This window comes from Jatrophihabitans fulvus (assembly GCF_054781375.1).
This window is the reverse complement of sequence record NZ_BAAGUN010000001.1, coordinates 955,385-980,049: the sequence shown is the minus strand read 5'-3', so window position 1 is coordinate 980,049 and position 24,665 is coordinate 955,385. Positions and strand designations below refer to the sequence as shown.

The 24,665-nt window shown below is 71.8% G+C and carries 27 protein-coding genes; 9 read left to right on the top strand and 18 right to left on the bottom strand.

Going from position 1 to position 24,665, the window contains the following annotated elements; all coding sequences use genetic code 11:
* Position 1: 1 nt before the first annotated feature.
* From ACYVP9_RS04765 to lgt, 4 genes are all read right to left on the bottom strand, one after another.
* On the bottom strand, positions 2 to 1,018 hold the full coding sequence (locus tag ACYVP9_RS04765) for a phosphotransferase family protein (RefSeq protein ID WP_460603549.1): 1,017 nt from the start codon (positions 1,016 to 1,018) through the stop codon (positions 2 to 4).
* A gap of 34 nt (positions 1,019 to 1,052) precedes the next feature.
* Positions 1,053 to 2,390, bottom strand: coding sequence for a C40 family peptidase (locus ACYVP9_RS04760; protein ID WP_460603548.1), 1,338 nt, complete (start codon positions 2,388 to 2,390; stop codon positions 1,053 to 1,055).
* Between the two features lie 91 nt (positions 2,391 to 2,481).
* Entirely contained in the window at positions 2,482 to 3,222 is a 741-nt protein-coding gene (locus ACYVP9_RS04755; RefSeq protein ID WP_460603546.1) for a VIT1/CCC1 transporter family protein, read from the bottom strand.
* Positions 3,194 to 4,183 carry a prolipoprotein diacylglyceryl transferase gene (gene lgt, locus ACYVP9_RS04750; protein WP_460603545.1) on the bottom strand — a complete coding sequence of 330 codons (990 nt, stop codon included), beginning with the start codon at positions 4,181 to 4,183 and terminating at the stop codon, positions 3,194 to 3,196. The genes ACYVP9_RS04755 and lgt overlap by 29 nt, the downstream gene beginning before the upstream one ends.
* A gap of 31 nt (positions 4,184 to 4,214) precedes the next feature.
* Between lgt and ACYVP9_RS04745 the strand changes: the two genes are divergently transcribed.
* Both ACYVP9_RS04745 and ACYVP9_RS04740 read left to right on the top strand, forming a co-directional pair.
* The gene (locus ACYVP9_RS04745; protein WP_460603544.1) at positions 4,215 to 5,192 is read left to right on the top strand and encodes a quinone oxidoreductase family protein; all 978 of its coding nucleotides are present in this window, start codon (positions 4,215 to 4,217) and stop codon (positions 5,190 to 5,192) included.
* A 101-nt stretch (positions 5,193 to 5,293) separates the two neighbouring features.
* On the top strand, positions 5,294 to 5,986 hold the full coding sequence (locus ACYVP9_RS04740; RefSeq protein WP_460604290.1) for a lysozyme: 693 nt from the start codon (positions 5,294 to 5,296) through the stop codon (positions 5,984 to 5,986).
* Positions 5,987 to 5,993: 7 nt separating this feature from the next.
* On the opposite strand, the gene trpA is transcribed toward ACYVP9_RS04740, so the two are convergent.
* Both trpA and trpB read right to left on the bottom strand, forming a co-directional pair.
* Entirely contained in the window at positions 5,994 to 6,791 is a 798-nt protein-coding gene (gene trpA, locus ACYVP9_RS04735) for a tryptophan synthase subunit alpha (RefSeq protein ID WP_460603543.1), read from the bottom strand.
* The gene (gene trpB / locus ACYVP9_RS04730; protein ID WP_460603542.1) at positions 6,788 to 8,014 is read right to left on the bottom strand and encodes a tryptophan synthase subunit beta; all 1,227 of its coding nucleotides are present in this window, start codon (positions 8,012 to 8,014) and stop codon (positions 6,788 to 6,790) included. The genes trpA and trpB overlap by 4 nt, the downstream gene beginning before the upstream one ends.
* Positions 8,015 to 8,144: 130 nt before the next feature.
* Here trpB and ACYVP9_RS04725 point away from each other — a divergent pair, with 130 nt between their 5' ends.
* The 4 genes from ACYVP9_RS04725 to ACYVP9_RS04710 all read left to right on the top strand — a co-directional run bounded on the left by ACYVP9_RS04725 (position 8,145) and on the right by ACYVP9_RS04710 (position 10,469).
* The gene (locus ACYVP9_RS04725; protein WP_460603541.1) at positions 8,145 to 8,918 is read left to right on the top strand and encodes a hypothetical protein; all 774 of its coding nucleotides are present in this window, start codon (positions 8,145 to 8,147) and stop codon (positions 8,916 to 8,918) included.
* On the top strand, positions 8,911 to 9,489 hold the full coding sequence (locus tag ACYVP9_RS04720) for a class I SAM-dependent methyltransferase (protein WP_460603540.1): 579 nt from the start codon (positions 8,911 to 8,913) through the stop codon (positions 9,487 to 9,489). The genes ACYVP9_RS04725 and ACYVP9_RS04720 overlap by 8 nt, the downstream gene beginning before the upstream one ends.
* Positions 9,486 to 9,929, top strand: coding sequence for an HIT family protein (locus ACYVP9_RS04715; RefSeq protein WP_460603539.1), 444 nt, complete (start codon positions 9,486 to 9,488; stop codon positions 9,927 to 9,929). The genes ACYVP9_RS04720 and ACYVP9_RS04715 overlap by 4 nt, the downstream gene beginning before the upstream one ends.
* Positions 9,930 to 10,013: 84 nt before the next feature.
* On the top strand, positions 10,014 to 10,469 hold the full coding sequence (locus ACYVP9_RS04710) for a hypothetical protein (protein ID WP_460603537.1): 456 nt from the start codon (positions 10,014 to 10,016) through the stop codon (positions 10,467 to 10,469).
* Positions 10,470 to 10,682: 213 nt separating this feature from the next.
* Here ACYVP9_RS04710 and ACYVP9_RS04705 read toward each other — a convergent pair whose 3' ends face one another.
* Positions 10,683 to 11,165: an RrF2 family transcriptional regulator gene (locus ACYVP9_RS04705; RefSeq protein WP_460603536.1), complete on the bottom strand. Its 483-nt coding sequence runs from the start codon at positions 11,163 to 11,165 to the stop codon at positions 10,683 to 10,685.
* A gap of 79 nt (positions 11,166 to 11,244) precedes the next feature.
* Between ACYVP9_RS04705 and ACYVP9_RS04700 the strand changes: the two genes are divergently transcribed.
* Entirely contained in the window at positions 11,245 to 12,006 is a 762-nt protein-coding gene (locus tag ACYVP9_RS04700) for an SDR family oxidoreductase (RefSeq protein WP_460603535.1), read from the top strand.
* A gap of 52 nt (positions 12,007 to 12,058) precedes the next feature.
* Here the strand turns inward: ACYVP9_RS04700 and ACYVP9_RS04695 are convergent, their stop codons facing one another.
* Complete coding sequence (locus ACYVP9_RS04695; protein WP_460603534.1) at positions 12,059 to 13,111, bottom strand: DUF3533 domain-containing protein; 1,053 nt, start codon at positions 13,109 to 13,111, stop codon at positions 12,059 to 12,061.
* 79 nt (positions 13,112 to 13,190) lie between these two features.
* On the opposite strand from ACYVP9_RS04695, the gene ACYVP9_RS04690 reads away from it, so the two are divergent.
* Positions 13,191 to 13,811, top strand: a complete 621-nt coding sequence (locus ACYVP9_RS04690; RefSeq protein ID WP_460603533.1) for a TetR/AcrR family transcriptional regulator — start codon at positions 13,191 to 13,193, stop codon at positions 13,809 to 13,811.
* Between the two features lie 3 nt (positions 13,812 to 13,814).
* On the opposite strand, the gene trpC is transcribed toward ACYVP9_RS04690, so the two are convergent.
* From trpC to ACYVP9_RS04645, 9 genes are all read right to left on the bottom strand, one after another.
* The gene (gene trpC, locus ACYVP9_RS04685) at positions 13,815 to 14,627 is read right to left on the bottom strand and encodes an indole-3-glycerol phosphate synthase TrpC (protein ID WP_460603532.1); all 813 of its coding nucleotides are present in this window, start codon (positions 14,625 to 14,627) and stop codon (positions 13,815 to 13,817) included.
* Positions 14,628 to 14,691: 64 nt separating this feature from the next.
* Positions 14,692 to 15,318 carry a Trp biosynthesis-associated membrane protein gene (locus ACYVP9_RS04680; RefSeq protein ID WP_460603530.1) on the bottom strand — a complete coding sequence of 209 codons (627 nt, stop codon included), beginning with the start codon at positions 15,316 to 15,318 and terminating at the stop codon, positions 14,692 to 14,694.
* Positions 15,315 to 16,826 carry an anthranilate synthase component I gene (locus tag ACYVP9_RS04675; RefSeq protein ID WP_460603529.1) on the bottom strand — a complete coding sequence of 504 codons (1,512 nt, stop codon included), beginning with the start codon at positions 16,824 to 16,826 and terminating at the stop codon, positions 15,315 to 15,317. Before ACYVP9_RS04675 ends, ACYVP9_RS04680 begins: the two co-directional genes overlap by 4 nt.
* Positions 16,823 to 17,176, bottom strand: coding sequence for a phosphoribosyl-AMP cyclohydrolase (gene hisI, locus ACYVP9_RS04670; RefSeq protein ID WP_460603528.1), 354 nt, complete (start codon positions 17,174 to 17,176; stop codon positions 16,823 to 16,825). The genes ACYVP9_RS04675 and hisI overlap by 4 nt, the downstream gene beginning before the upstream one ends.
* 22 nt (positions 17,177 to 17,198) lie before the next feature.
* Positions 17,199 to 18,767, bottom strand: a complete 1,569-nt coding sequence (locus ACYVP9_RS04665) for a sensor histidine kinase (RefSeq protein WP_460603527.1) — start codon at positions 18,765 to 18,767, stop codon at positions 17,199 to 17,201.
* Positions 18,768 to 18,787: 20 nt separating this feature from the next.
* Positions 18,788 to 19,507 carry a response regulator transcription factor gene (locus ACYVP9_RS04660; protein WP_460603526.1) on the bottom strand — a complete coding sequence of 240 codons (720 nt, stop codon included), beginning with the start codon at positions 19,505 to 19,507 and terminating at the stop codon, positions 18,788 to 18,790.
* A gap of 102 nt (positions 19,508 to 19,609) precedes the next feature.
* Entirely contained in the window at positions 19,610 to 20,164 is a 555-nt protein-coding gene (locus ACYVP9_RS04655; RefSeq protein ID WP_460603525.1) for a hypothetical protein, read from the bottom strand.
* 58 nt (positions 20,165 to 20,222) lie between these two features.
* Positions 20,223 to 21,038, bottom strand: coding sequence for an imidazole glycerol phosphate synthase subunit HisF (hisF, locus tag ACYVP9_RS04650; protein ID WP_460603524.1), 816 nt, complete (start codon positions 21,036 to 21,038; stop codon positions 20,223 to 20,225).
* A 42-nt stretch (positions 21,039 to 21,080) separates the two neighbouring features.
* Positions 21,081 to 21,806, bottom strand: a complete 726-nt coding sequence (locus ACYVP9_RS04645; protein WP_460603523.1) for a hypothetical protein — start codon at positions 21,804 to 21,806, stop codon at positions 21,081 to 21,083.
* A gap of 146 nt (positions 21,807 to 21,952) precedes the next feature.
* Here ACYVP9_RS04645 and ACYVP9_RS04640 point away from each other — a divergent pair, with 146 nt between their 5' ends.
* On the top strand, positions 21,953 to 23,215 hold the full coding sequence (locus ACYVP9_RS04640; RefSeq protein WP_460603522.1) for an MFS transporter: 1,263 nt from the start codon (positions 21,953 to 21,955) through the stop codon (positions 23,213 to 23,215).
* Here ACYVP9_RS04640 and ACYVP9_RS04635 read toward each other — a convergent pair.
* Positions 23,212 to 24,612, bottom strand: coding sequence for an APC family permease (locus ACYVP9_RS04635; protein ID WP_460603521.1), 1,401 nt, complete (start codon positions 24,610 to 24,612; stop codon positions 23,212 to 23,214). The genes ACYVP9_RS04640 and ACYVP9_RS04635 overlap by 4 nt on opposite strands.
* Between the last annotated feature and the right edge of the window lie 53 nt (positions 24,613 to 24,665).

Below are 24,665 nucleotides of genomic sequence, written 5' to 3'. Positions count from 1 at the left end.
GTCAGGCCTCCAACAGGTCGATGGACCGCTGCAGCAACACCGGGACGCGCTCGCCGAAGGTGTCGAAGCCCTCGCCGACGGTCTTGCCGGCGAGGAAGCGGTTGTGGATGCCCTCCGAGACGACGGCGAGCTTGAAGTACCCGAACGCGACGTACCAGTCGAGCCGGGAGAGGTCGCGCGGCGAGCGTCGCGCGTACCGCTCGACGAGCTGGTCGGACGTGAGGAACCCGTCCGCGGGCGCCATGAGGGGCATGACCGTGGCGTCCTCGGCGGCCAGGCCCTGATAGACGACGAGCAGGCCGACGTCGGCGAGCGGGTCGCCGAGCGTGGCCATCTCCCAGTCGACGACGGCGGCGATGCGCTCGTGCGACCGGTCGAAGATGACGTTCGTGAGGCGGTAGTCGCCGTGGACGATCGCGGACGCCGACTGCTCGGGCAGTGTGCCGTTCAGCAGCTCGACGGTACGGGCGAGTTCGGGGCGCTCCTGCGTCTCGGACGCCTGCCACTGCTGGCTCCAACGCTTGACCTGCCGCGCGAGGAAACCCTCGGGTCGCCCGTAGTCGGCCAGCCCCACGGCGGACGGGTCGACCTCGTGCAGGTCGACGAGGGTGTCGACGAGCACCTCGCAGCAGCGCGTCGCGTCGGCCGGGGTGAGGCGGTCGAGCGCCTCGCGGGTGTCGAGCACGACGCCGTCGACGAAGTGCATCAGGTAGAACGGCGCGCCGATGACGTCCTTGTCCTCGCACAGCGCGACCGGCGTGGCGACGGGGACGGCGGTGTCGCGCAGCGCGCTGATCATGCGCCACTCGCGGGTCATGTCGTGCGCGGTCGGCAACACGTGTGCCAACGGCGGGCGGCGCAACGCCCAGGTCGACGTGCCGTCCGAGACGCGGTAGGTGAGGTTCGACCGTCCGCCCGCGATCACGGACGCCTGCAGCGGGCCCCGTCGCACCCCGGGGTGCTCGGCATCGAGCCAGGCGGTCACGGCGTCCAGGTCGAGTCCGGGCAGGTCCGTCACGGAAGCCGACCCTAGAGACCGACCGGTCGGTCGGTCAAGGGGTCGCGACGCCCCCGGCCGACGAGGCCCCGACCGTCGGCAGCACGACCACCGGCGGGTTCGAGGACGCCGACGGCGCGGGACTCGGCGTCGTGCGCGACGGCGTCGGGCGGGGCACCGGCCGGACGGTCGGACGTGGCCGCGGCCGCGACGGCGTCGCGGAGGACGACGGCGCCGGCCGCGGCGTCGTCGGTGGTGCTGTCCGCGGTGCCGTCCGCGGGGCCGTCCGCGGGGTTGTGCGTGGCGGCGCCACGAACGCGATCGTGGACGGCTGCGAGGCCGCGCCCCACGACGTGTGCGCCACGACCTGGACGGCGCCGGGCCGGTGCGCGGGAAGGCGCAGGGTGAGCGAGGTGGCGGACCGGCGGACGAACGACCGGACGGTGCGCTGGCCGACGGCGACGTGGTCGACGCCGTCGAGCCCGGTGCCACGCAGGGTCACCGTGCCCCCACGGGTGGACGTCCGCACGCCGTCCGCGAGGGTGGGCGTCGCGCCGGTGAGCGGGCGCACGGCGCCGCGGTAGGTGCCGTCCGACCGCATCAGCTGCGCGAGCGGCACCCGCTGCACCACCCCGCCGCTCTGCGGCGCCTCGATGACCATGCCGTCACCGTCGTAGATCGCCACGTGCCCGATGCCGTCGGGGATGTAGCTCGAGAAGAACACGAGGTCGCCGGGACGCAGCTGCGCGACGGTCGGGCGGAACGCACCCGACTCCGCCTGGAACTGCGCGAAGTGCGGCAGCTGCCGGTACGGCGACCAGGCGTAGATCATGAGCCCGGAGCAGTCGAAGCCGACGATGCGGCAGTCGAGGTCGGCGCCGCTGCCCTTCTCGCAGCGCCCCGTCGACGGGCCGGTGCCGGTGCCCCCGGCCCACGAGTAGGGCAGGCCGAGCCACGACCGGGCGCGGGCGGCCGCCGCGAGACCCATGGCCGGGGTCCACCGTGGCGACGCCGGCGCTTCCGCGACGTCGCGGTGCGCGGCACGCACCGCGGCCGAGCGCGCCTGCGCCTGCCGCGCCGTCAGACCGCCCTGGATCGGGTCGTCCATCGACATCGGCGCCGGTCCGGGCGGCGGACCCGGTCGGACGGCCCGCGCCGGCGCGCCGACGCGCGTCGGGACCGCGGTCGACGCGGCGGGGGCGGCGGGAGCGACCCGGTCCGGCCCGGCGGCCGCCGCCGCCGGACGCTCGCCGACGACGTCGCGGACGGGATCGCCCGCGAGCGCGTACGAGGCGCTGGTGCCCACCAGCAGCACGGTCAGCAGCGCGCCCTTGAGAGCGTGGCGACGAGCGGACCGCGCCGTCACGGCGCGCAGGAACACGGGGGGCAGCACGAGGGGGAACACTCCGCACGGGGCGACGACTGAACAAGAACCACACACGTCGTACCCGCTCCGGTGACCGTGATCACCGACGTCCGCCAGGTCAGCCCACGGTCGCGCCGAACAGCGATCCGACCCCGTACGTGACGGCTGCCGCCACCAGGCCGAACAGCAACTGGCGCGCCCCGCCGAAGGCCCAGCCGCGGGAGGTGAACCGCGAGGTGGCGGCGCCGGCCCCGAACAGCGCGACGATCGCGATGATCAACGAGACGAGCAGGTTGGTGGCGCCGAGCAGGTACGGCAGCAGCGGCAGGATCGCACCGACGCTGAAGGCGGCGAACGACGACATGGCCGCCGTCCAGGGACTCGGCAGCGACTTGGGGTCGACGCCGAGCTCCTCCTGGGCGTGGATGAGCAGCGCCTGCTCGGGGTCGCGGGACAGCTGGCGCGCGACCTCACGGGCGGTCGTCTCGTCGACACCGCGGGCGATGTAGCTCTGCGCGAGCTCCTCCAGCTCGGCCTCCGGGTGGCGGCGCAGCTCGCGGGCCTCGACGTCGACCTCGTGCTCGGTCGACTCGTTCTGGCTCTGCACCGAGATGAACTCACCGGCCGCCATCGAGAAGGCGCCACCCACGAGCCCGGCCCAGCCGGCGAGGGCGACCTCGGCACTGCCGGACGACGCGCCGGCCACACCGGCGATGAGGGCGAAGTTCGAGACCAGGCCGTCCATCATCCCGAAGACGGTCGGCCGCAACCAGCCGCCGCTGACGTCGCGGTGCTGGTGGTGAGCTTCCTGCTCGGGCAGGTCGGGCAGGTCAGCCAGACCGGTCGTCGGCTGGGCCATCGGTGCGTACCTCCTCCTCGACGGCGACATCCGAGGTGGAGTCGCTGTCAGGAGAAGTGTCCCCCTCGCCGGCGTCTTCCCCACTGCCGGAGGACTCACGCGGGATGGGTTTCGTCACGTAAGGCGAGGGTTCCCTCTCGGCCCGGAAACCGCCGTGGCGGACGAACCAGGCCAGCCCGAGCGCGAACACGATGATCGACGTCCACACGTTCAGCCGCACGCCCAGGATGTGGTTCGCGGTGTCGGTGCGCAGCATCTCGATCCACACCCGTCCGAGCGTGTAGCCCATGACGTAGAGGGCGGCGACGTTGCCGCGGCCGAGCCGGAAGCGCCGGTCGAGCAGGATCAGCGCGACGCCGACGGCGACGTTCCAGACCAATTCGTAGAGGAACGTCGGCTGGAAGGTGCCGAGGTAGCGACCGGCCTCCCCGGTGGCGAGGTCCATCTCGCGGATCTTCAGGCCCCACGGCAGGTCGGTCCGCGCGCCGTAGAGCTCGTTGTTGAACCAGTTGCCGATGCGCCCGAGCGCCTGGGCGAAGATCACGCCCGGGACGGCCGCGTCCGCGAAGACCACCAGCTTGATGCCGCGGCGGCGGCAGCCGATCCAGGCGCCGACCGCGCCGAGCGCGATGGCGCCCCAGATGCCGAGCCCGCCGTCCCACACCTTGAGCGCGGCGACCGCGCCCTTGCCGTTGTCGCCGAAGTAGATCTCGGGGTCGGTGAGCACGTGGTAGAGCCGGCCGCCGATGATGCCGAACACGATGGCCCAGCCGGCGACGTCCCACACGTGGTCGGGGTCGCCGTGGCGCTCGCGCCAGCGGCGGGTGGTCACCCAGATGGCGACGACGATGCCGAGGATGATCGCCAGCGCGTAGGCCCGGACGGGCAGCGGGCCGAGGTGCCACACGCTGCGCGTCGGGCTCGGGATCGAGGCCAGGACGACGGCCGGGTCGGGTGCCACGGCGACCACCCTAAGGGGGTACTACTGAGGCATGCGCGCACTGGTGGTGAAGCAGCACGGAGGTATCGACGTCCTCGAGGTGCAGGAGCGCCCCGATCCGCAGCCGGCCCCGGGCGAGGTGCTGGTCCGGGTGGCCGCGGCGGGCGTCAACTTCAAGGACGTCTACATGCGCGAGGGGGTCTATCCCGGCGAGCCCCCGTTCGTGCTCGGTGCCGAGTGCGCGGGCACCGTCGAGGCGGTCGGGTCCGGCGTGACGGACGTGGCGGTCGGCGACGTCGTCGCCACCACCGATGCCGGCGGCGGGATGGCCGAACTGGCGACCGTCGCATCGGGCCGGGTGGTGAGGGTGCCCGACGGCATCGACGCCGAGACCGCCGCTGCCGTGATGTTGCAGGGGCTCACCGCCCACTACCTCGTCCGGTCGACCTACCCCGTCGCCGAGGGCGACGGCGTGCTCGTGCACGCGGCCGCCGGCGGCGTCGGACAGCTGCTGGTGCAGCTGACGAAGGCCCGCGGGGCCTTCGTCGTGGCGACGGTGGGCAGCGCGGCCAAGGCCGACATCGCGAGGGACCTCGGCGCCGACGCCGTCGTCCGCTACGACGAGGTGACCGAGCCGAAGCAGCTGGCGGCGGCGATCCGTGGGCACCGTCCGGACGGGCTGCACGTCGCCTACGACGGCGTCGGCAAGGCCACGTGGGAGGCGTCGCTGGCCGCGCTGCGCCCTCGCGGCATGTTCGTCCTGTTCGGCGCGGCGAGCGGGCAGGTGCCGCCGTTCGACCTGCAGCTGCTGAACCGCGGCGGGTCGCTGTTCGCCACCCGTCCGACGCTCGTCGACTACGTGCGGGCGACGGACGAGCTCCGCGCCCGCGCGGCAGAGGTGTTCACGGCCGTCGCCGACGGCACCGTCCGCCTCGAGATCGGCGGGCGGTACGGCCTCGACGAGGCGCCCCGCGCGTACGAGGACCTGGAGGGGCGCAGGACGACCGGCAAGCTGCTGGTCGTTCCCTAGTCACCTATTGGTCTAGTCCTCCCCATTGTCGGAATTCACAGGTTGTGTCAGGGTTTGTCCGGTTCGGACCGACCACACACCTGGAGGGTTCCGTGAAACGACTGGTCCTGTCCCTGTTCACCGTCGCGGCCTGCGCGGCCACCGTGTTGCTCGCCGGGCCCGCCCAAGCCGCGGGCAGCGTCGCCGGCCACGACGTCTCCCACTACCAGGGATCGATCAACTGGGCGGCGCAGTACTCGGCGGGCGCCCGGTTCGTCTACATCAAGGCCACCGAGGGCACGACGTACACCGACCCGAATTTCTCGGCCAACTACACCGGGTCCTACAACGCCGGCTACATCCGCGGCGCGTACCACTTCGCGCACCCGAACTCGTCCAGCGGCGCCACCCAGGCGAACTACTTCCTCGCCCACGGCGGGGGCTGGTCGAGCGACGGCAAGACGCTGCCCGGAGCCCTGGACATGGAGTACAACCCCTCCGGCGCCACCTGCTACGGCCTGTCGCCGTCGGCGATGGGTTCGTGGATCCGCGACTTCAGCAACACCTACCACTCGGCGACCGGCGTGTACCCCGTCATCTACACGTCGACGTCCTGGTGGAACCAGTGCGTGTCGGGTGACTTCAGCTCGACCAACCCGCTGTGGGTCGCCCGCTACAGCTCGACCGTCGGCGCGCTGCCGAACGGCTGGAGCTACTACACGTTCTGGCAGTTCGCCGACTCGGGCACGTACCCGGGCGACCAGAACACTTTCAACGGCGACTACAGCCAGCTGCAGGCGATCGCCCGCGGCTGACCGTCCGCTAGCGCCGGCGGACGCCGTCCGCGAGTTCAGCAGCGAGCTCGCGGACGGCGGCCACGCCGGCCGCGTCCGGTGAGTCGAGCAATCGCTTCACCAGCGCCGAACCCACGATGACACCGTCGGCGAAACGCGCCACCTCGCTCGCCTGGGCACCGGTCGAGACGCCGAGGCCCACGCACAGCGGCACCGAGTCGTCGATGGCCCGCACCCGGCCGACGAGGACGGACGCGGCGTCGCCCAGCGACTCGCGAGCCCCGGTGACGCCCATGACGGCGCTGACGTACACGAAGCCGCGCGAGGCGGCGACCGTCGTGGCGATGCGCGCGTCGGTCGAGGAGGGCGCGACCAGGAAGACCCGGTCGAGGCCGTGCTCGTCGGACGCCGCCATCCATTGCTGCGCCTCGTCCGGGATGAGGTCGGGCGTGATCGCGCCCGAGCCGCCCGCGGACGCGAGGTCGGCCGCGAAGCGGTCGACGCCGTAGCGCTCGACCTGGTTCCAGTAACCCATGGTGACCGCGGCGCCACCGGCGTCGACCACGGCCGCCACCGCGCGCAGCGCGTCGCCGATGCCGACGCCGTTGCGGACGGCCGGTTCGGTGGCGCGTTGGATGGTAGGGCCGTCCATCACCGGGTCGCTGTAGGGGACGCCGACCTCGACGATGTCGCACCCGCCCTCGACGAGCGCGCGGACGGCGTCGATCGAGGTGTCGACGTCGGGGAAGCCGACCGGCAGGTAGCCGATGACGGCGGCGCGGTTGTCGGCCTTCGCCTTCGCGAGGGCGTCCGCGACGGCGCTCACGCCTGCTCCGCGTTCTCGAGGCCGTCCTCGTCGACGAGGCCGAACCAGCGCGACGCGGTCTCGACGTCCTTGTCACCGCGGCCGGACAGGTTCACCAGGATCACCGCGTCCGGGCCGAGCTCGTGTCCGAGGTCGAGCGCTCCGGCGAGCGCGTGCGCCGACTCGATGGCCGGGATGATGCCCTCGCTGCGCGACAGCAGCGAGAACGCCGCCATCGCCTGGGCGTCGGTGATCGGGCGGTACTCGGCCCGTCCGATGTCGTGCAGGTACGAGTGCTCGGGCCCGACGCCCGGGTAGTCGAGGCCGGCGCTGATCGAGTGCGACTCGACCGTCTGGCCGTTGTCGTCCTGCAGCAGGTACGACCGCGCGCCGTGCAGCACGCCGGGCGCGCCGCCGGTGATCGACGCCGCGTGGCGCCCGGTCTCGACGCCGTCGCCACCCGCTTCGAGGCCGATCAGGCGGACGCCCTCGTCGGGCACGAACGCGGTGAAGATGCCGATCGCGTTCGACCCTCCGCCGACGCACGCCGCGACGGCGTCGGGCAGGCGGCCCGTCCGCTCGAGCACCTGCTCGCGGGCCTCGTCGCCGATGATGCGCTGGTACTCGCGCACCATCATCGGGAACGGGTGCGGACCGGCGACGGTGCCGAAGACGTAGTTGGTCGAGTCGACGTTGGTGACCCAGTCGCGCATGGCCTCGTTGATCGCGTCCTTGAGGGTGCGGGACCCGGTCTTCACCGGCACGACCTCGGCGCCGAGCAGGCGCATGCGCGCGACGTTGAGCGCCTGCCGGCGGGTGTCCTCCTCGCCCATGTAGACGACGCAGTCGAGGCCGAGCAGCGCGGCCGCCGTGGCGGTGGCGACGCCGTGCTGGCCCGCGCCCGTCTCGGCGATCACGCGCTTCTTGCCGATGTGACGGGTCAGCAGAGCCTGACCCAGCACATTGTTGATCTTGTGCGATCCGGTGTGGTTGAGGTCCTCGCGCTTGAGCAGGACGCGGGCGCCGCCGGCGTGCTCGCTGAACTTGGGGACGTCGGTCAGCGGCGACGGGCGTCCGGTGTAGTCGCGGTGCAGCGCCTGCAGTTCGTCGCGGAAGGCCGGGTCGGCCTGGGTGACGCGGAACGCCTCGGTGAGCTCGTCGATGGCGGCGATGAGCGCCTCGGGGACGAAGCGGCCGCCGAACCGGCCGAAGTGGCCGGTGGCATCAGGAACGGACGTGGTCATGACGGGTCCCTCTCGGGTGTTCGGACGGATGGGCTGACGGGGTCGTGAGTTGCGGTCAGCTGCGCCATCGCCGGTGCGTCATGACCGCGACGATACCGCCCCGCCCGGCACCGCCGGTTACCCTCGGTGCGTGACGTATCCGGGCGGGGGTCAGCCGGGCGGCGTTCAGGGCGAGGGCGACCCGCTGTACGTCGAGCCGTGGCAGCAGGGCTGGTACGCACCGGCCACGCCGCCGCCTCCCCCGGCCGCCGGACCGCCGCCGGCGCCGCCCGTCCCGCCGACGAGACGCCGCATCCATCCCGCGGTGATCGTCGTCGCCGCCATCTGCGTCGCCGCGGCCCTGGTGGGCGTGCTCGTGGCCACCCTGACCAAGGGCGACGTCGTCGACGCGCCGGGCACCGGCGGACGGACCCTGGCGGTGCCGGCGACCATCTCCGGCTTCAGGGTCGATCGCGACGTGCCCGTCGACGACCTCAAGGCACGCCTCGGGGAGGAACTCGCCGACAAGGGCGACGACCCGGACGACGTCGTCCGCCACGCCGCCGCGGGGGCCTGGACCCATGTGGCCACCGGCAAGCGGGTCGTCTTCATCGGGCTCGCGTTGCGCGACATCAAGTCCCTGCGCGCGCAGGTGCGTTCCGACGGCGTCCGCGGGTCCGTGGCGTTCTTCATGGCCGGCGCCAACGGTGACCTCAGCGATCCCGCCCGCTCGACGGAGTTCCCGCCCGGCCCGCGGGGCGGCTTCATGCGCTGCGCGCAGATCTCGCAGGGCGGCGGCAGCTCCACGGTCTGCGCCTGGGGCGACGAGTCGGCGTTCGGCATGACCCTGATCGACGGCACCGTCCCCCTGCCGACCGCCGCGGGCATGGCCCGGACGCTGCGTGCGGCGATCGAGAGTGACTGAACCGCGGTGGCTCACCGACACCGGGCCGGACCACTCGCACCGCTACGTCGAGCGCATGCGCGATCTCGCCGGGTCGGGCGCCGACCTCGCCGGTGAGGCACGCCTGGTCGACGCGCTCGTGCCGCCGCGCTCGCGCGTGCTCGACGCCGGCTGCGGTCCCGGACGGACGTCCGGCGCACTGCACGCCCGGGGCCACACGGTCGTAGGCGTCGACGTCGACCCCGTGCTGGTCGAGGCCGCGCGCAGCGACCACCCGGGTCCGCTGTTCGAGGTCGCCGACCTCGCGTCGTTGTCACTGAGTGAGACCTTCGACCTGGCGGTCCTCGCCGGCAACGTCATGGTGTTCCTGACACCGGGCTCCGAACGGCAGGTGCTCTCGCGCATTGCCGCGCACGTGCCGGGCGGACGCATCGTCACCGGCTTTGCGCTCGATCGCGAATATTCGCTGGCCGACTTCGACCGGGACTGCGCGGCGGCGAACCTCGTCCTCGAGCACCGTTTCGCGACCTGGGATCTCGGGCCCTGGCACGACGACGCCGACTGGGCGGTCACGATCCTGCGGGCACCATGACCAGCCGCGAACCCGTCGAGGGATGCCTTCTGTGCGAGCCGGACCGCGCCGCGGCCGAGTTCGGTCGTCGGACGGTCTGGCAGGACGCCCTGTGGCGGCTGTCGGTCGTCGAGCGCGATTCGCCGGTCGCGGGTTTCGCTCATCTCGAACCGCGACGACACCTGCCGGAGATCGTCGACCTCGACGGCGACGAGGCCGAATCGCTCGGCCCGACGCTCGCGCGCGTCACCGCCGCGCTCAAGAAGGCGACGTCCGCCGACCTCGTCTACGTGTACGTCTTCGGCGAGCGGGTGCGCCACCTGCATTTCAACCTTGCCCCGCACCGGGCCGGTGACGCCCTCGTCGGCGGGCCCGGGCTGGTCCGCCCGGGGGCCGATACCGTGCCGGCCGGTGAGCTGATCGATGTCGGCCGTCTGATCGAACGCACGCTGGCGGCGTAGACGCGGCAAACTGTCGTACGCCCTGATCAGCGTTCGGGGCATGACGGCGGTGTTGCGGTTCTCCCTGATCGAGGGGGCGCTCGCGTGGAGGCCATGCACGCCGGCCGCCTCGATGCCCGCTACACCGACCGGCTGCTCGAGTTCACCGCCCACCTGTCCGACAGCGAAGCCACCGAACTCGAACGGCGGGTGCTGCCCGACGTCGACGAACAGACCGTCCCCCCAGTTCGTCCGCCCGATCCGCCGCGCCGTCGCCGACACCGCCCCCGTCGCCGACGACCGACGCCGCGAATGGAGCCTCGGAAAGCGGCGCGTCGTCACAAGGCAGCGCAGCCGACGCCACCGGCGAACTGTGAGCTCACCTGTCGATCGAGGACATCACCGCCCTCTGAATCACTGCTGCAGCAACGCGCGAAGCAGTTCGGCGTCGACGACCGGCGCGCCCACCTGACCGAATGCCGCCCCTGCGCCGCCCCGCCTCCTCGACGTCACCTCCACCACCTACCGGCCACCGGCGCCCATGACATGGTTCGTCGGTGACGTGGTCGAGTTCGCAGGACACGGCGCGACGGTGGCAGGTGGGGAAGCGGCAGGTGCGGTCGCGCAGCTGCCGCTGCGAACCCGGCCGGACAGGCGACTCCGACTCCGACTCCGGCGGCCACGACCTGCGAGGTGCCGACGCCTGACCCGACCGCGTTCCGGGGTCGGGTCAGGACGCTCGCGCCCCGAGGTCGTCGATCTCGCCGGCGTCGATCAGCGACCGGACGGGGCGATCCATCCGCGGACGGCGGCGGCGATGTCGGTGTCGTAGTCCGAGGCGACCGAGGAACGCAGGTCCGCGATCGACACCGCGCGCAGCGCCTCGCGCCAGGCGGCGTCGGCCGCCGACATCGCGCGGCTGATCGCACAGGGCCGGGTGCACGCCTCGTCGGGCGCGGCGAGCGGTCCGCGGCGGCGGATCTCGGTGCACACGAACGCCGGCTGCGGGCCGTCCAGGGCTTCGACGACGTCGAGCACCGTGATCTCCTCGGCGGCGCGGGTCAGGGTGTACCCGCCGGCCTTGCCCTGGGCCGAGTGCAGGATGTCGGCGCGCGACAGCGCCTGAAGCTGCTTGGCGAGGTAGGTCGACGACACGTCGTGCAGCTCCGCGAGGCGGGTTACCGACACGGCGTCACCCGTCATGGACAGCACGGTGCAGCAGTGCAGCGCCCACTCGACGCCTCCGGACAACTTCACGACACCAGTGTATTGACTCGGACAGTCATTGTCCGGGTATGTTATCCGGACAGAAGTTATCCGCGTTCGGAGGTGCACCATGAAGGTCGTCGTGATCGGCGGAACGGGACTCATCGGACGGCAGGTCGTCGACCTGCTCGTCGCGGCGGGCCACGAGGCGGTGGCGGCCGCGCCGAGCACCGGGGTCGACATCCTCACCGGCGAGGGACTCGCCGAATCCTTGGCAGGCGCGGACGTCGTCGTCGACGTCACGAACTCGCCGTCGTTCGCGGACGACGACGTCCTGGCCTTCTTCCAGACCGCCGGACGGACCATCGCCGAGGCCGAGTCCGCCGCCGGGGTGCGCCACCACGTCGCACTGTCGATCGTCGGTGCCGACCGCGTTCCGGACAGCGGGTACATGCGGGCGAAGGTCGCCCAGGAGGCAATAGTCGAGCAGTCGGGCGTGCCCTACACGATCGTGCGGGCGACGCAGTTCTTCGAGTTCCTGCGCGCGATTGCCGACTCGGCCACCGTGGCCGGCGTGGTGCGCATTCCCGACGCCGACATCCAGCCGATGGCGGCCTCGGACGTCGCCCGCGCGGTCGCCGACGCGGCGGTCGCGGCTCCGGTCGGCGGACGCGTCGAGGTCGCCGGCCCCGAGCGCATCCCGTTTGCCTCGGCTCTGAGCGCGGTGCTCGACGCCGACGGCGACACCCGGACCGTGGTCGGCGAGCCGCACGCGCGCTACTTCGGCACCGAACTCGACGACGACTCCATCACCGCGGGCCCCGACGCCACCCTGGCAAGGGTGACATTCGCCGACTGGCTCGCGACGCGCCCGGCCGCCGCGCCGCACTGATGCCGGTCCGACCCCGCCCGTCGGAACCCGACGGGCGGTCCCGCCGGTCGGATCAGGCCCGCTCGTGCCGTCCGACCGGTTCGGCGGTTGCGGAGCGCGCGTGCCGGGCCGCTGCGACCAGCGCCACGACGACACCGACGACGGCCCAGAGGGCGATGACGAGCAAGTGGCCGCCGATGCCGTTGCCGTCGAAGTAGACGATGCGGCGCACGGCGTCGGTGCCTGCCCCGTTGGGCAGCGCGTTGCCGATGCCGCGCCAGAAAGCCGGCAGGACGCCGTCCTGGTACGCACCGCCCGCGCTGGGGTTGCCGAGGACGACGAACAGCAGCACCGCGAGGCCGATGCCGAGGATGCCGAACAGCACCTGCAACGCGGTGGTCGCCGCGGCGGCGGCGAACACGATCAGGGCACCGAGCCACCACAGCGCGACGGTGTGCCCGTCGATCGCACCGAGCACGGGTCCGGCGATGACCGCGCCGCCGAGGCCGGACAGCACGGCGTAGGGAACCAGCGCCCCCAGCCTGATGGCAGCCCGCCGGGTCGTGGCCGGACGGGCTCCGCCCGCGACGCCGAGCAGCGAGGCCACCAGGTAACCACCGACCATCCACCCGACGACCAGGTAGAAGCCGGACAGGCCACGTCCGTCGCCGGCCTGCAACGGCACGACGTCGTCCGTGGTGACGGTGCGGTCCTGCGCCTTCTCGACGGCGGCGACCACGCTCTCGACGGCGGTAGCGGTGGACGCTCCACCGCCCGAGGCGACGAGCAGCCGATCGGACGTGCCCTGCGGGTCGACGACGAGCGCCGCGCTGAGATCACCGGAGCGGATCTGCTCGCGCGCCTGCTGCTCGTTGCCGACGACGCGCGCCGACAGCGGGGCGCCGTCGAGCGCGTTCAGCCGCTGCACCGACGTCGCTGCGACCTGCTGCGGCGCCACCAATCCGATCTCGATGCGGTGTGGCCTCGGGTCGTGGAAGGCGCCGATGTACGACAGCACGAACCCGAGCTGCAGAAGCAGCACCGCCACGACGTAGGCGAACGCCTTCGGCGTCACCGCGTCCCGCAGGTCGGCACGGAACCCGGCAGTCGACGATGCCTTCGACATGACATACTTCCTTCCCTGAGCTCTCGATACATACTGTATTGAATACGATCCGAATCGAGCAACCGAGGGGGGGCGGACGGTGGCGGACGGAACACCTGCGCGCGGGGCGGCCCGTAACCGGGAAGCGACGCGCGCGCAGCTGATCGCCGCCGCGAGGGACGTGTTCCGCGAGACCGGGTCGCCGGTGATGGGTGTCGAGCAGGTGGTGCGGCGGGCCGGATACACGCGCGGCGCGTTCTACTCGAACTTCGGCTCCGTCGACGACCTGCTGTTCGCGGTGTACGAACACGACGCCGACGCCATGGTCGCCACCGTGCTCGACCGGGTCCGGGCCACGCTGCGTCGCCGCACCGTGTCGCTCGAGACGATCGCCGGCAGCCTCGTGACCACGCTGCCGGACGAGGAGACCTGGTTGGCGCTGCGCGCCGTGGTCGTGCCCCGCGCCCGTCACGACCCGGACGTCCGACGCGATCTGCGCGTCCACACGCGTCACCTGGTGACCGCGCTCGAACCCGTGCTGCTCGACGCGCTGGCGGCAGCGGGCCGCACCGCCACCGTCGGGGGCGAGGTGATCACGCGCGCGGTGATCGCGGCGTTCGTCGGCACCATGGCCCAGGCGACGGTGCTCGAAGAGGGGACGCGGCTGCGCCGCATCACCGTGGCCGCCGTGCTGTCGGGACTCAGCGCCCCGTCCGGGTGAGGGTCAGCGCGAGGCGCGCGGCGTGGCCGGGTGCGCCCCGGCGGTGACGAGGTCGGCGACCGCCTGTCGCGGGTCGCGTCCCGTCACCAGCGATTCGCCGACGAGCACGGCGTCCGCGCCGGCCCCGGCATATTCGATCAGATCGAGCGGGCCACGGACGCCGGACTCGGCGATCTTCACGACGTTGCTCGGCAGCCCCGGCGCGATGCGCTCGAACGTGGCGCGGTCGACGTCGAGGGTCTTGAGGTTGCGGGCGTTGACGCCGATGACGCGCGCGCCGGCGTCGAGGGCGCGGGACGCTTCGTCCTCGGTGTGCACCTCGACGAGCGCGGTCATGCCGAGCGACTCGGTGCGCTCGAGCAAGCCGATGAGCGCGTTCTGCTCGAGCGCGGCGACGATGAGCAGGATGACGTCCGCACCGTGGGCGCGGGCCTCGTGCAGCTGGTAGCTGCCGACGACGAAGTCCTTGCGCAGCACGGGGATGCGCACCCGGGCGCGCACCGCATCGAGATCGGCGAGGCTGCCCCCGAAACGGCGTTGCTCGGTCAGCACGCTGATCACGCACGCCCCGCCGGACTCGTACTCCGCCGCCAGTGCCGCAGGGTCGTCGATCGAGGCCAGCGCGCCCTTGGACGGACTGCTGCGCTTCACCTCGGCGATGACGCCGACCTCGGGCCGGCGCAGCACGGCCAGGGCATCGATCGCGGGGGGCGCATCGGCCGCGTGGGCCTTGACCTCGGCCAACGGCAGAGCGGCCTCGCGCGCCGCGACGTCCTCCCGGACGCCGGCGACGATGTCGTCGAGGACGTTCGCCACGGCTCTCCCCCCGTCTGCGCGTCGTGCTCGTGGGCTCCCGACGAGACTAAACGAGAGCCAGATCTCAGCTGCGGTCCGGGTCGCCCGACGTGTCCGTCGGGTCGTCACCACGGTCGAGCGCCGACCACATCGACGCTGCCGCACGGGATCCGTCGTCGTCGTCGGGCGGCGGCTGGGACTCCGCGCGCTCGTAGCGGCTGGACATCGACTGCCACCGCCCACCGCGCACCGCGATCGCCACACCGGCCAGCAGCACGACCACACCGCACACGACCACGAGCGCCGGCCACACGGTGTGCACGACGACGTCGGGCGAGACGGAATCGGGAACCGACACCGTCCGGTTCTTCGACTCGACGAGTGAGCGGGCGCGCGCCGCACCGACCGAGCCCGTCGACTCGATGCCGCGCCACACGAGGCCCGCGCCGGCGAGGGCGACCACGCCGCCGACGACACGGCGCCACACCCCCTTGGTCGCGAGCACCGCGACCACGCCGGCCAGCGCCACCAACCCGAGGGCCAGCGAGGCCGGATCGAGGTCCCGTCCGCTCGCGTCGGCCACCGCGTCGCTGAAGGGCGCCGGACGGTCGGCCGTGATCGTCTGCCACGTGCGCGACGTGATCAGCAGGACACCGCCGGCGCCGATGGCCTGCAGCAGCAGGACGGCGGCGAGCGCGCGGTAACGCCTCACGTGACCGTGCGCAGCGTCTCGGCGGTCGCGATCGCCTGCAGAACCGCGCGCGCCTTGTTGTGCGTCTCCTTCTCCTCCAGCGCCGGGACGCTGTCGGCGACGACACCGGCCGCCGCCTGCACGTACGCCTTGCCATCGCGCATCACGGCGGTGCGAATCGCGATCGCCATGTCGAGGTCCCCGGCCGCGTCGAGATAGCCCACGGCACCGCCGTAGACGTTGCGGCGCACCGGTTCCAGCTCGTCGATGAGCTCCATGGCGCGCACCTTGGGCGCGCCGGTCAGCGTGCCGGCGGGGAACGTCGCGACGAGCACGTCGAACGCGTCCTTGCCGTCGGCGACGCGCGCCTCGACCGTCGACACGATGTGCCACACGTGGCTGTACCGCTCGACGACCCCGAACTCGACGACCTCGACGCTGCCCTGCGCCGCGACCCGGCCGAGGTCGTTGCGGGCGAGGTCGACGAGCATCACGTGCTCGGCCTGCTCCTTCGGGTCGCTCACCAGCTCGGCCGCCATCGCGGCGTCCTCCTCCGCGGTGGCGCCACGGCGGCGGGTGCCGGCGATCGGGTGCAGCACGGCCCGCTCGCCCGACACCGTCACCAGCGCCTCGGGCGAGCAGCCGACGATGTCGACGGGGTCGGACTCGCTCCCCGCCCGCAGGAAGTACATGTACGGCGAGGGGTTGAGCGTGCGCAGCACCCGGTAGACGTCCAGGGGGTCGGCGGACGTCACGGCGACGAAGCGCTGCCCGACCTGGATCTGGAACACCTCGCCGGCGCGGACGGCCTCGAGCGCCGCCTCGACCGCGGGCTGGAACTGCCCGGCGGGCGTCCGCGACTCGGCCTGCTTCGGAGCGGCCGCCGTCACGGTCGCGACGGTGGGTTCCGCGGGCGTCGCCAGTGCCGCCTGCATGACGTCGAGCCGGCGGACGGCGTCCGCGTACGCCGCGTCGAGATCGGCGCCGTTCATGTCCGGCCGCAGCAGCGCGTTCGCGATCAGCACCACGGTGCACTCGTGGTGGTCGACGGCGGCGAGATCGGTGGTCAGCAGCATCGTCAGCTCGGGCAGGCCCAGCTCGTCGACCGCCTTCTCGGGCAGCCGCTCGATGCTGCGGACGACGTCGTAGGCGAGGTAGCCCACGAACCCGCCGGTCAGCGGTGGCAGCCCCGGCAGCCGCGGCCCGGTGATCGCCCGCCACGCCGCCCCGAGCGCGGCGAGCGGATCGCCGCCGGTGGGGACGCCGGGCGGCACGTCGCCGGTCCAGTGCGCCTCGCCGTCGCGGACGGACAGCGTCGCCGACGCGGCCACGCCGACGAACGACCAGCGGCTGAACGACGCGCCCGGCTCGGCCGACTCGAGCAGGAACGTGCCGGGCCGTCCGGCCGCGAGCTTGCGGTAGACCCCGACCGGCGTCTCGGCGTCGGCGAACAGCGTGCGGGTGATGGGGACGAGCCGGTGGGTGTGCGCGAGCCGTTCGAGGTCGGCCCGTCCGATCGGGCCGGTCATGTCAGGACGCCGGCGTCGAAGCAGGTGCGGTCGCCGGTGTGGCACGCCGGGCCGTGCTGGTCGACCTTGACGAGCAGCGCGTCACCGTCGCAGTCGAGCGCGACGGACTTCACCTGCTGCGTGTGCCCGGACGTCTCGCCCTTGACCCAGTACTCCTGCCGCGAGCGCGACCAGTACGTGCCACGACCGGTCGTGAGCGTGCGGTGCAGTGCCTCGTCGTCCATCCAGCCGACCATGAGCACCTCGCCGGTGTCGTGCTGCTGCACGACGGCGCAGACGAGACCGTTCGCGTCGCGCTTCAGGCGCGCCGCGACGGACGGGTCGAGGTCGGACGGGTCTCCGGGCGGCATGGGCACGATTCTGCCCGTCCGCTCATCCCTGCTCGACGGGCGGCAGCCAGACGGTGACGGTGCTGCCGTTCTCGACCGTGCTGTCGAAGCGGACGGTGCCGTGGTGCGCCCGCACGATCGTCGCCACGATCGACATGCCGAGGCCGCTGCCGCCGCGGGCGCGGGTGCGCGCCTTGTCGGCGCGCCAGAAGCGCTCGAAGACGTGGGCGGCGTCCTCGGGCGACAGGCCCGGGCCGCCGTCGATGACACGGATCGTCACGCCGCGCTCGTCGGAGGCCGCCTCGACGCGGATCGGACGCTCGGGCGCGGTGTGCACCGCGGCGTTGTTGATCAGGTTGCGGATGACGCGCAGCAGCTGGTCGGGGTCGCCGAGCACGACCGCGTCCGGGTCGATCTCGCCGGCCTCGATCGGACGGTCGGGGAACGCCGCGCGCGAGCCGTCGACCGCGTCGTCGACGAGCACGGACACGTCGACGAGCTGCTGCTGCATCGGCAGGTCGTCGCGGTTGCCGTCACCGCGGGCGAGGATCAGCAGGTCCTCGACGAGCCGGGACATGCGGGTGCCCTCGAACTCGATGCGGTCGATGTTGTCCTCGTTGCTCTCGCCGACCGCGCGTTGCATGCGCGCGAGCTCGGCGTAGCCGCGGATGGACGTCAGCGGGGTGCGCAGCTCGTGGGACGCATCGGCCAGGAACTGGCGCATGCGGTCCTCGGACTCGAGCCGTGCCGCGAACTGCGCCTCGACCGCCGACAGCATCATGTTGAACGAGGTGGCGAGCTGGCCCACCTCGGTGTCGGGCTCGTCCTCGGGGACGCGGCGGTCGAGGCCGGCGCCCTCGGGTGAGAGTTCCGTCGCGACCTCCTGGGCGGTGACGGTCACCCGCCGCAGCCGTCGGAGACTGAAGCGAACGCCGGCCGTCGTCACCAGCAGAGCCACGACGAGTGCCGCGGCACCGATGAGAATCGCGCGGGACACGAAGGTCGCCAGGATCTCGCGCACCTCGTCCGTCGCGAGACCCGACACCACGGTGAACTGCCCGAACGGGGTGCTCACGACCCGCGCGCTCACCCGCAACTGGTGGCCGTCGGTCGTGGTGATGGTGCGGAACGCCTCGGGGTCGTCCTCGATCGCCGACATCTGCGCATCGCTGAGCCGGATCGCGCGGAGCGACTCACCGTCCGTGATGTCCACCCGGGCCTGCCCGCCCGGATTCAACACCGCGATCCACTCGAGCTCGGGCGCCTTGTAGGTGCGCTCCTCGTTGCCGATGCGGCACATGGTCTCGCCCGTGCCGAAGCAGCGGACGATCTTGCCTGCGTTACCGGTCGCGACCGTCGCCAGCTGGCCGTCCAGCTGGTCGTAGAGGAACGAGCGCTGCGTGAAATAGGTGGCGGTGGCGATCGTGGTGACGAGGACGACGACGAGCGCGACCACGAACGTCGTGATCTTCGAGACCAGGCTGCGCGGGCCTCGGCGGCGACGCTGCTTCGGTGGGTTTGGTTCGGGATCGGGGGACGACGACGGACCGCCGCCGGGCGCCGCGGGAGGCGGCGCGGTCGGCGGCGGTCCGGAGTAGCTCGTCGTCGTCACTCAGTGGTCAACTCGGCAGCTCAGCTGCGCGGGGCCTTGATGACGTAGCCGGCGCCGCGGATCGTGTGGATCAGCTTCGGCTCGACGTTGTCGACCTTCTTGCGCAGGTAGCCGATGTAGAGCTCGACGATGTTCGACTGGCCCTGGAAGTCGTACTTCCACACCCGGTCGAGGATCTGCGTCTTGCTCAGCACGACCCGCTCGTTGCGCATGAGGTAGCGCAGCAACTCGAATTCGGTGGCGGTCAGGTGCACCTCGACGCCGGCGCGGGTGACCTCGTGGCTGTTCTCGTCGAGCTCGAGGTCGGCGACCTTGAGCACGCCCTCGCGGCCGGCGTCGGGGGCCGAACGGCGCAGCACCGCGTGCACGCGGGCGAGCAGCTCTTCGATGCTGAACGGCTTCACGACGTAGTCGTCGGCGCCCGAGCGCAGACCGACGATGCGGTCGGACGCGGTGTCGCGGGCGGTCAGGAAGATGACCGGCACCTGCGAGCCCGCGGCGCGGAGGTTCTGCAGGACGCCGAGGCCGTCGAGGCCCGGCATCATCACGTCGAGGACGATGAGGTCAGGGTCCTCCTCGGCGACCTTCGCGAGGGCGGCGGTGCCGCTGTCGGCGGTGACGGTCTCGAAGCCGTCGAAGCGGAGGGCGGACGAGACGAGGTGCGTCACGTTGTCTTCGTCGTCGACGACGAGGACCCGCCGTTTGGTGCTGGTGTTGCTCACCACGGTTGCTGCGCTCATCTCTGTCACTCCCAGTCAGTGTGCTTGCGCTGTGTCCATCCTGAGCGCGCACGCTGAGCCGAACATGGGCGGTGCCTGTGAGCAGGATATGCGGCGGAGACGTCAGGCGCCGCGGCGACGGCGCAGGCTGGCCGGTTCCACCGCGGAGGGCTCGGCGCTGCCGGGCAGCGCCTTCGGGTCGCCGGCGCGCGCCGTCCGGCCCTCCCGGAAGAGGCGGGAGATCCAGCCGGGCGGCGTCCGTCCGACGTGCCGCCAACCGTCCGGCGCGAAGCTGAGCACGAGCGACACCAGCGACGTGAGCAGCAGCAGCGCCGAGATCATGGCGCCACCCTTGGTCTCGTCGGTGAGGAACCAGATCGTCGTGCCCAGGACGGCGGCCTCGCCGAGGGCGGCGGGCCACCGCCGCCGTCCGCCGAGGAACATCCACAGCGCGACCGACAGGGCCACGAAGAGCACTGCCGCCACGATGCCGGCGATCAGTTCGCCGGTCTGGCTGTCGGTGATGTCCGGCGGGTGGGCCGGGCTGATCGTGCCGTGCAGGATGAACAGCGTCGCGTACACGGCGAGGAACGGCAGTGGCGCGGTGCCGATCGAGACGGCTCCGACGACGACCGCGGGCGACTCGTGGTCGAGGTCCGGATCCCGGTGGTGCGGCATCGTCCCGCAGATCCCTTCACGTCAGCCGAACATGCTGTCGCAGGCACCCTAACCCGGGTCAGCGCACGACCGCGCCTCCCGCGCGCAGCGCGTTCTTCACGTCGCCGACCGTGAGGGTGCCGAAGTGGAAGACGCTGGCCGCGAGCACCGCGTCCGCGCCGGCGTCGATCGCGGGCGGGAAGTGCTCCACGGCCCCTGCGCCGCCGGAGGCGATGACCGGTACCGCCACCGCCGCACGGGCCAGCCGGATCAGCTCGAGGTCGAAACCGTTCTTCGTGCCGTCGGCGTCCATCGAGTTGAGCAGGATCTCCCCCGCCCCCAGCTCGGCCGCGCGGGTGATCCACTCGATCGCGTCGAGGCCGGTGCCCTTCCGCCCGCCGTGCGTGGTGACCTCGAAGCCGCTCGGGGTCGGCGGGGCGTCGGCCGGCACCCGCCGGACGTCCGCCGACAGCACGAGCACCTGGTTGCCGAAACGCTCGGCGATCTCGCGGACGAGTTCCGGACGGGCGACCGCGGCGGTGTTCACGCCGACCTTGTCGGCGCCCGCGCGCAGCAGCGCGTCGACGTCGGCGGTGCTGCGCACTCCCCCGCCCACGGTCAGCGGGATGAACACCTGCTCGGCGGTGCGGCGCACGACGTCGTAGGTGGTCTCCCGCCCGCCGGACGACGCCGTGATGTCCAGGAACGTCAGTTCGTCCGCACCCTGCTCGTCGTAGCGACGGGCGAGCTCGACCGGGTCACCGGCATCACGCAGCCCGGTGAAGTTGACGCCCTTCACCACCCGTCCGGCGTCGACGTCCAGGCACGGGATCACGCGGACGGCGAGGCCGTCCGCACTCGACGGGGACTTCCCCGTGGACGACGAAGCGGGCACCCGGCAGAGTCTGCCGGATGCCCGCTCGCGAGGGTGCAGGTGTCAGTTGGTGAAGCGTGCGTACGACCAGTAGTAGGTGTTGCCGCTGTTCGCCGCGTCGCCGCGGTAGTACGAGCGGATGCGGTAGTACGCCCCGACGACGCCCTTGAAGGTGACGCCGGCGACGCTGCCCTTGCGGATGGTGAAGTGGCGCGTCTGGATGGTGCGCCATCCGGCGGACGAGTGCCGCTGCAGCTGGAAGTACATCTGCTTGCCCACCTTGCTCGGCGCGACGGCCGCGCTGAGCTTGCCGCCGGACGAGACACGGTAGATGCGGTAGCTGCCGACCGTCTTGTAGTAGCCGCTGGGCCGCTGCGCGAGGCGCACGTGGACCCGCGCGGTCGTGCTGGCCGACCGGCCCGCCCAGTGCAGCGAGAAGGCGGACGAGTAGCTCGCCTTGCCGCTGATGACCACGTTGCCCTTGCTGTTGGTGCGGCCGCGGTAGATGACGTGCGCGTCCTTGTGGTTGACGAACCGCTGGTAGAAGGTCACGGCCGCGTTGGCCGCGGGCACGTGGCCGAACAGCGTGATGCGGTCACCCGCCACGTAGTCGTTGCGGCCGGTCGCGATGCGCACCGTCGCGGCGGACGCGGCGCTGCGGGCCTGCTGCGTCGAGGCGTGGTCCGGCGTGAACGCCGGCGCCGCGGCGGCGATGCCCGGCACGGCGGTGACGATCAGCCCCGCGGCGAGCGCGAGCGTCCCCCGGCGGGCGGTGGTGGAGATGGGCATGTGGCTGTTCCCTCCCGCGGGACGACGATCGGTGTCGGCCCGCAATCCGATGATGGCGAACCTGATCTTCCCTGATCGGATTGGAAATTCACGGAGGTGGACATAAGTGGCGTAGGTCAGCACTGTGTTCGCGTCAGGAGCTCCCTATGAGTGATGCCGCCACCACCCCGCAGCGGATGACGGGCGCGGACATCCGCGCGGTCGCCGCCGCCACCCTCGGGTGGGCCATGGACGCCTTCGACTACTTCGTCGTCGTGCTGGTCTACGTCGAGGTCGGCGACGATCTCGGCGTCGACGCCACCCGCATGGCGTTCCTGACCACGGCGACCCTGCTCATGCGGCCGATCGGCGCCGCCCTGTTCGGCGCCTGGGCCGACCGGGTCGGACGCCGTCGCGCACTGATCGTCGACGTGCTGTTCTACTCGTCGGTCGGGTTCCTGTGCACGTTCGCCCCGAACTACACCTACCTGCTCGTGCTCCGCTTGCTCTACGGCATCGGCATGGGTGGCGAGTGGGGTCTCGGCGCGTCGCTGGCCATGGAGAAGGTGCCACCGAAGCGCCGGGGCGTCGTGTCCGGCATCGTCCAGCAGGGCTACGCGATCGGCTACATGATGGCCGCCGTCGCCTACCTGCTCATCGAGAACCTGACGACGTGGGGCTGGCGCGGGCTGTTCGCGTTCTCGGTGCTGCCGGCCCTGGTGTCGCTGTTCGTCCGCACCCGCGTCACCGAGTCGGAGGTGTGGCAGGAGACCCGGGCCAACGTGGTGGCCAACAAGACCCGCTTCCGCGACGTCATGGGCAACGTCAAGGTCCTGCGCCGTTTCGGCTACCTGATCCTGCTCATGACGGCGTTCAACTGGATGAGCCACGGCACCCAGGACGTCTACCCGACCTTCCTGAAGAAGGGACTCGGGTTCGAGGAGAACACCGCGCTGTACGTCGCGATCCTCTACAACGTCGGCGCGTTGTTCGGCGGCACGATCATGGGTGCGGCGTCCGAGAAGTACGGCCGGCGGGCCATCGTCGTCTTCTGCGCGGTGCTGGGCCTGCCGATCCTGCCGCTGTTCGCGGCCTCCACGTCGCTCGGCCTGATCTGCCTGGGCTCGTTCCTGATGCAGTTCGTCGTGCAAGGTGCGTGGGGCGTCATCCCCGCACACCTGACCGAACTGTCGCCCGCCGAGATCCGCGGGTTCTACCCCGGCGTCACCTACCAGCTCGGCAACTGCCTCGCGGCCTTCAACCTGCCGATCCAGGAGCACCTCGCCGAGACGCACAGCTACACCTTCGCCCTCACCGCCACGATGGTCCCGGTCTTCATCGCCGTCGCCGTACTCGCCGCTCTCGGCAAGGAGGCCCGCGGCGGCGAGCTCGCGCGAGCGGAAGCACCGCGCGAGAAGGCGCTCGCCTAACCCGCGAGCTTCGTCGGGTCCTCGATGCGGGAGGCGTTGGAGTCACCCGAGTGCCGGTGGATCGCGGTGGCGATCCAGAGCAGGACGCCGACACCGAGCAGCACGCCCGCCGTCTTGTAGACCTCCGCGTCGCGGTCGATCGCCGGCGTCACCAGGTAGATGCAGACGATCGCCCCGAGCACCGGCAGGACGGTCGGCGTGCGGAAGTGCTCGTGCTCGACCTCGTCCTTGCGCAGCACGAGCACGGCCACGTTCACCACGCTGAACACGGCCAGCAGCAGTAGCGTCGTGGTGTCGGCGAGGGACGTGATCTCGTTGACGAACCCGATCAGGGCCAGACCGAGCACGGTCGTGAAGGTGATGGCGACCCACGGCGTCCGTCGCCCGCGGTGGACGCGACCGAGCGGCCGCGGCACGACCCGCTCCTGCGCCATGCCGTACACCAGGCGGCTCGCCATCAGCATGTTGATCAGCGCGGTGTTCGAGACCGCGAACATCGTGATGAACGCGAAGATCGTGAGCGGGAACCAGCTCGCGCCGGCGTCGACCACCTGCAGCAGCGGTGTGTTGCCCTGCGAGAGCTGGTCGAGGGGCACCAGGGCCACGGCGATGACCCCGATGACGATGTAGAGCGTGCCCACCACCGCCAGCGCCGTGAGCATCATCTTCGGGAAGATCTTCGCGGGGTTCTTCGTCTCCTCGGCCATGTTCACCGAGTCCTCGAACCCGATGAGGGCGAAGAATGCGAGCGCCGTGGCGCTGCCGACCGCGGCGAACATGCTCTTGCCCTCGGGCAGGTCGATCTCGGTGACGCGGCCCCAGTCGCCGTCGCCGCCGCCCAGCGCCCAGACACCGATGAGCACGATCGTGATGAGACCGGCGGCCTCGATGCAGGTCAGGACGACGTTGAGCTTCACGCTCTCGCCCACGCCGCGGAAGTTGATCGCGGCGATCACCAGCAGGAACGCCAACGCGACCAACGTGATGCCGAGGCCCTCGCTCAGCGTGATGTCGAACGCCGCCGCGAAGTTGGACGCGAAGGACCGCGAGGCCGTCGAGGCGGACGTGATGCCCGAGCACAGCACCGCGAACGCGACGATGAACGTCAGGAAGTGCACGCCGAACGCCTTGTGCGTGTACAGCGCGGCGCCTGCTGCCTTCGGGTACTTGGTGACGAGTTCGAGATAGCTGCACGCCGTCAGGGTCGCGACCAGGAACGCGATCAGCAGCGGGATCCAGACCGCGCCGCCGACGATGCCCGCGACCTTGCCGGTGAGCGTGTAGATGCCCGCTCCGAGCATGTCGCCGATCATGAACAGCAGCAGCAGTCCGGGACCGAGGACCCGCTTCAGCTCGGTGTCGGAGCCGGTCGACTTGTCCAACTGAGTGGCGGCCATGCGCCTACGTTGCCCGAATTCTGAGGAACCTCCGCTGTGTGCGGGTTATGTAT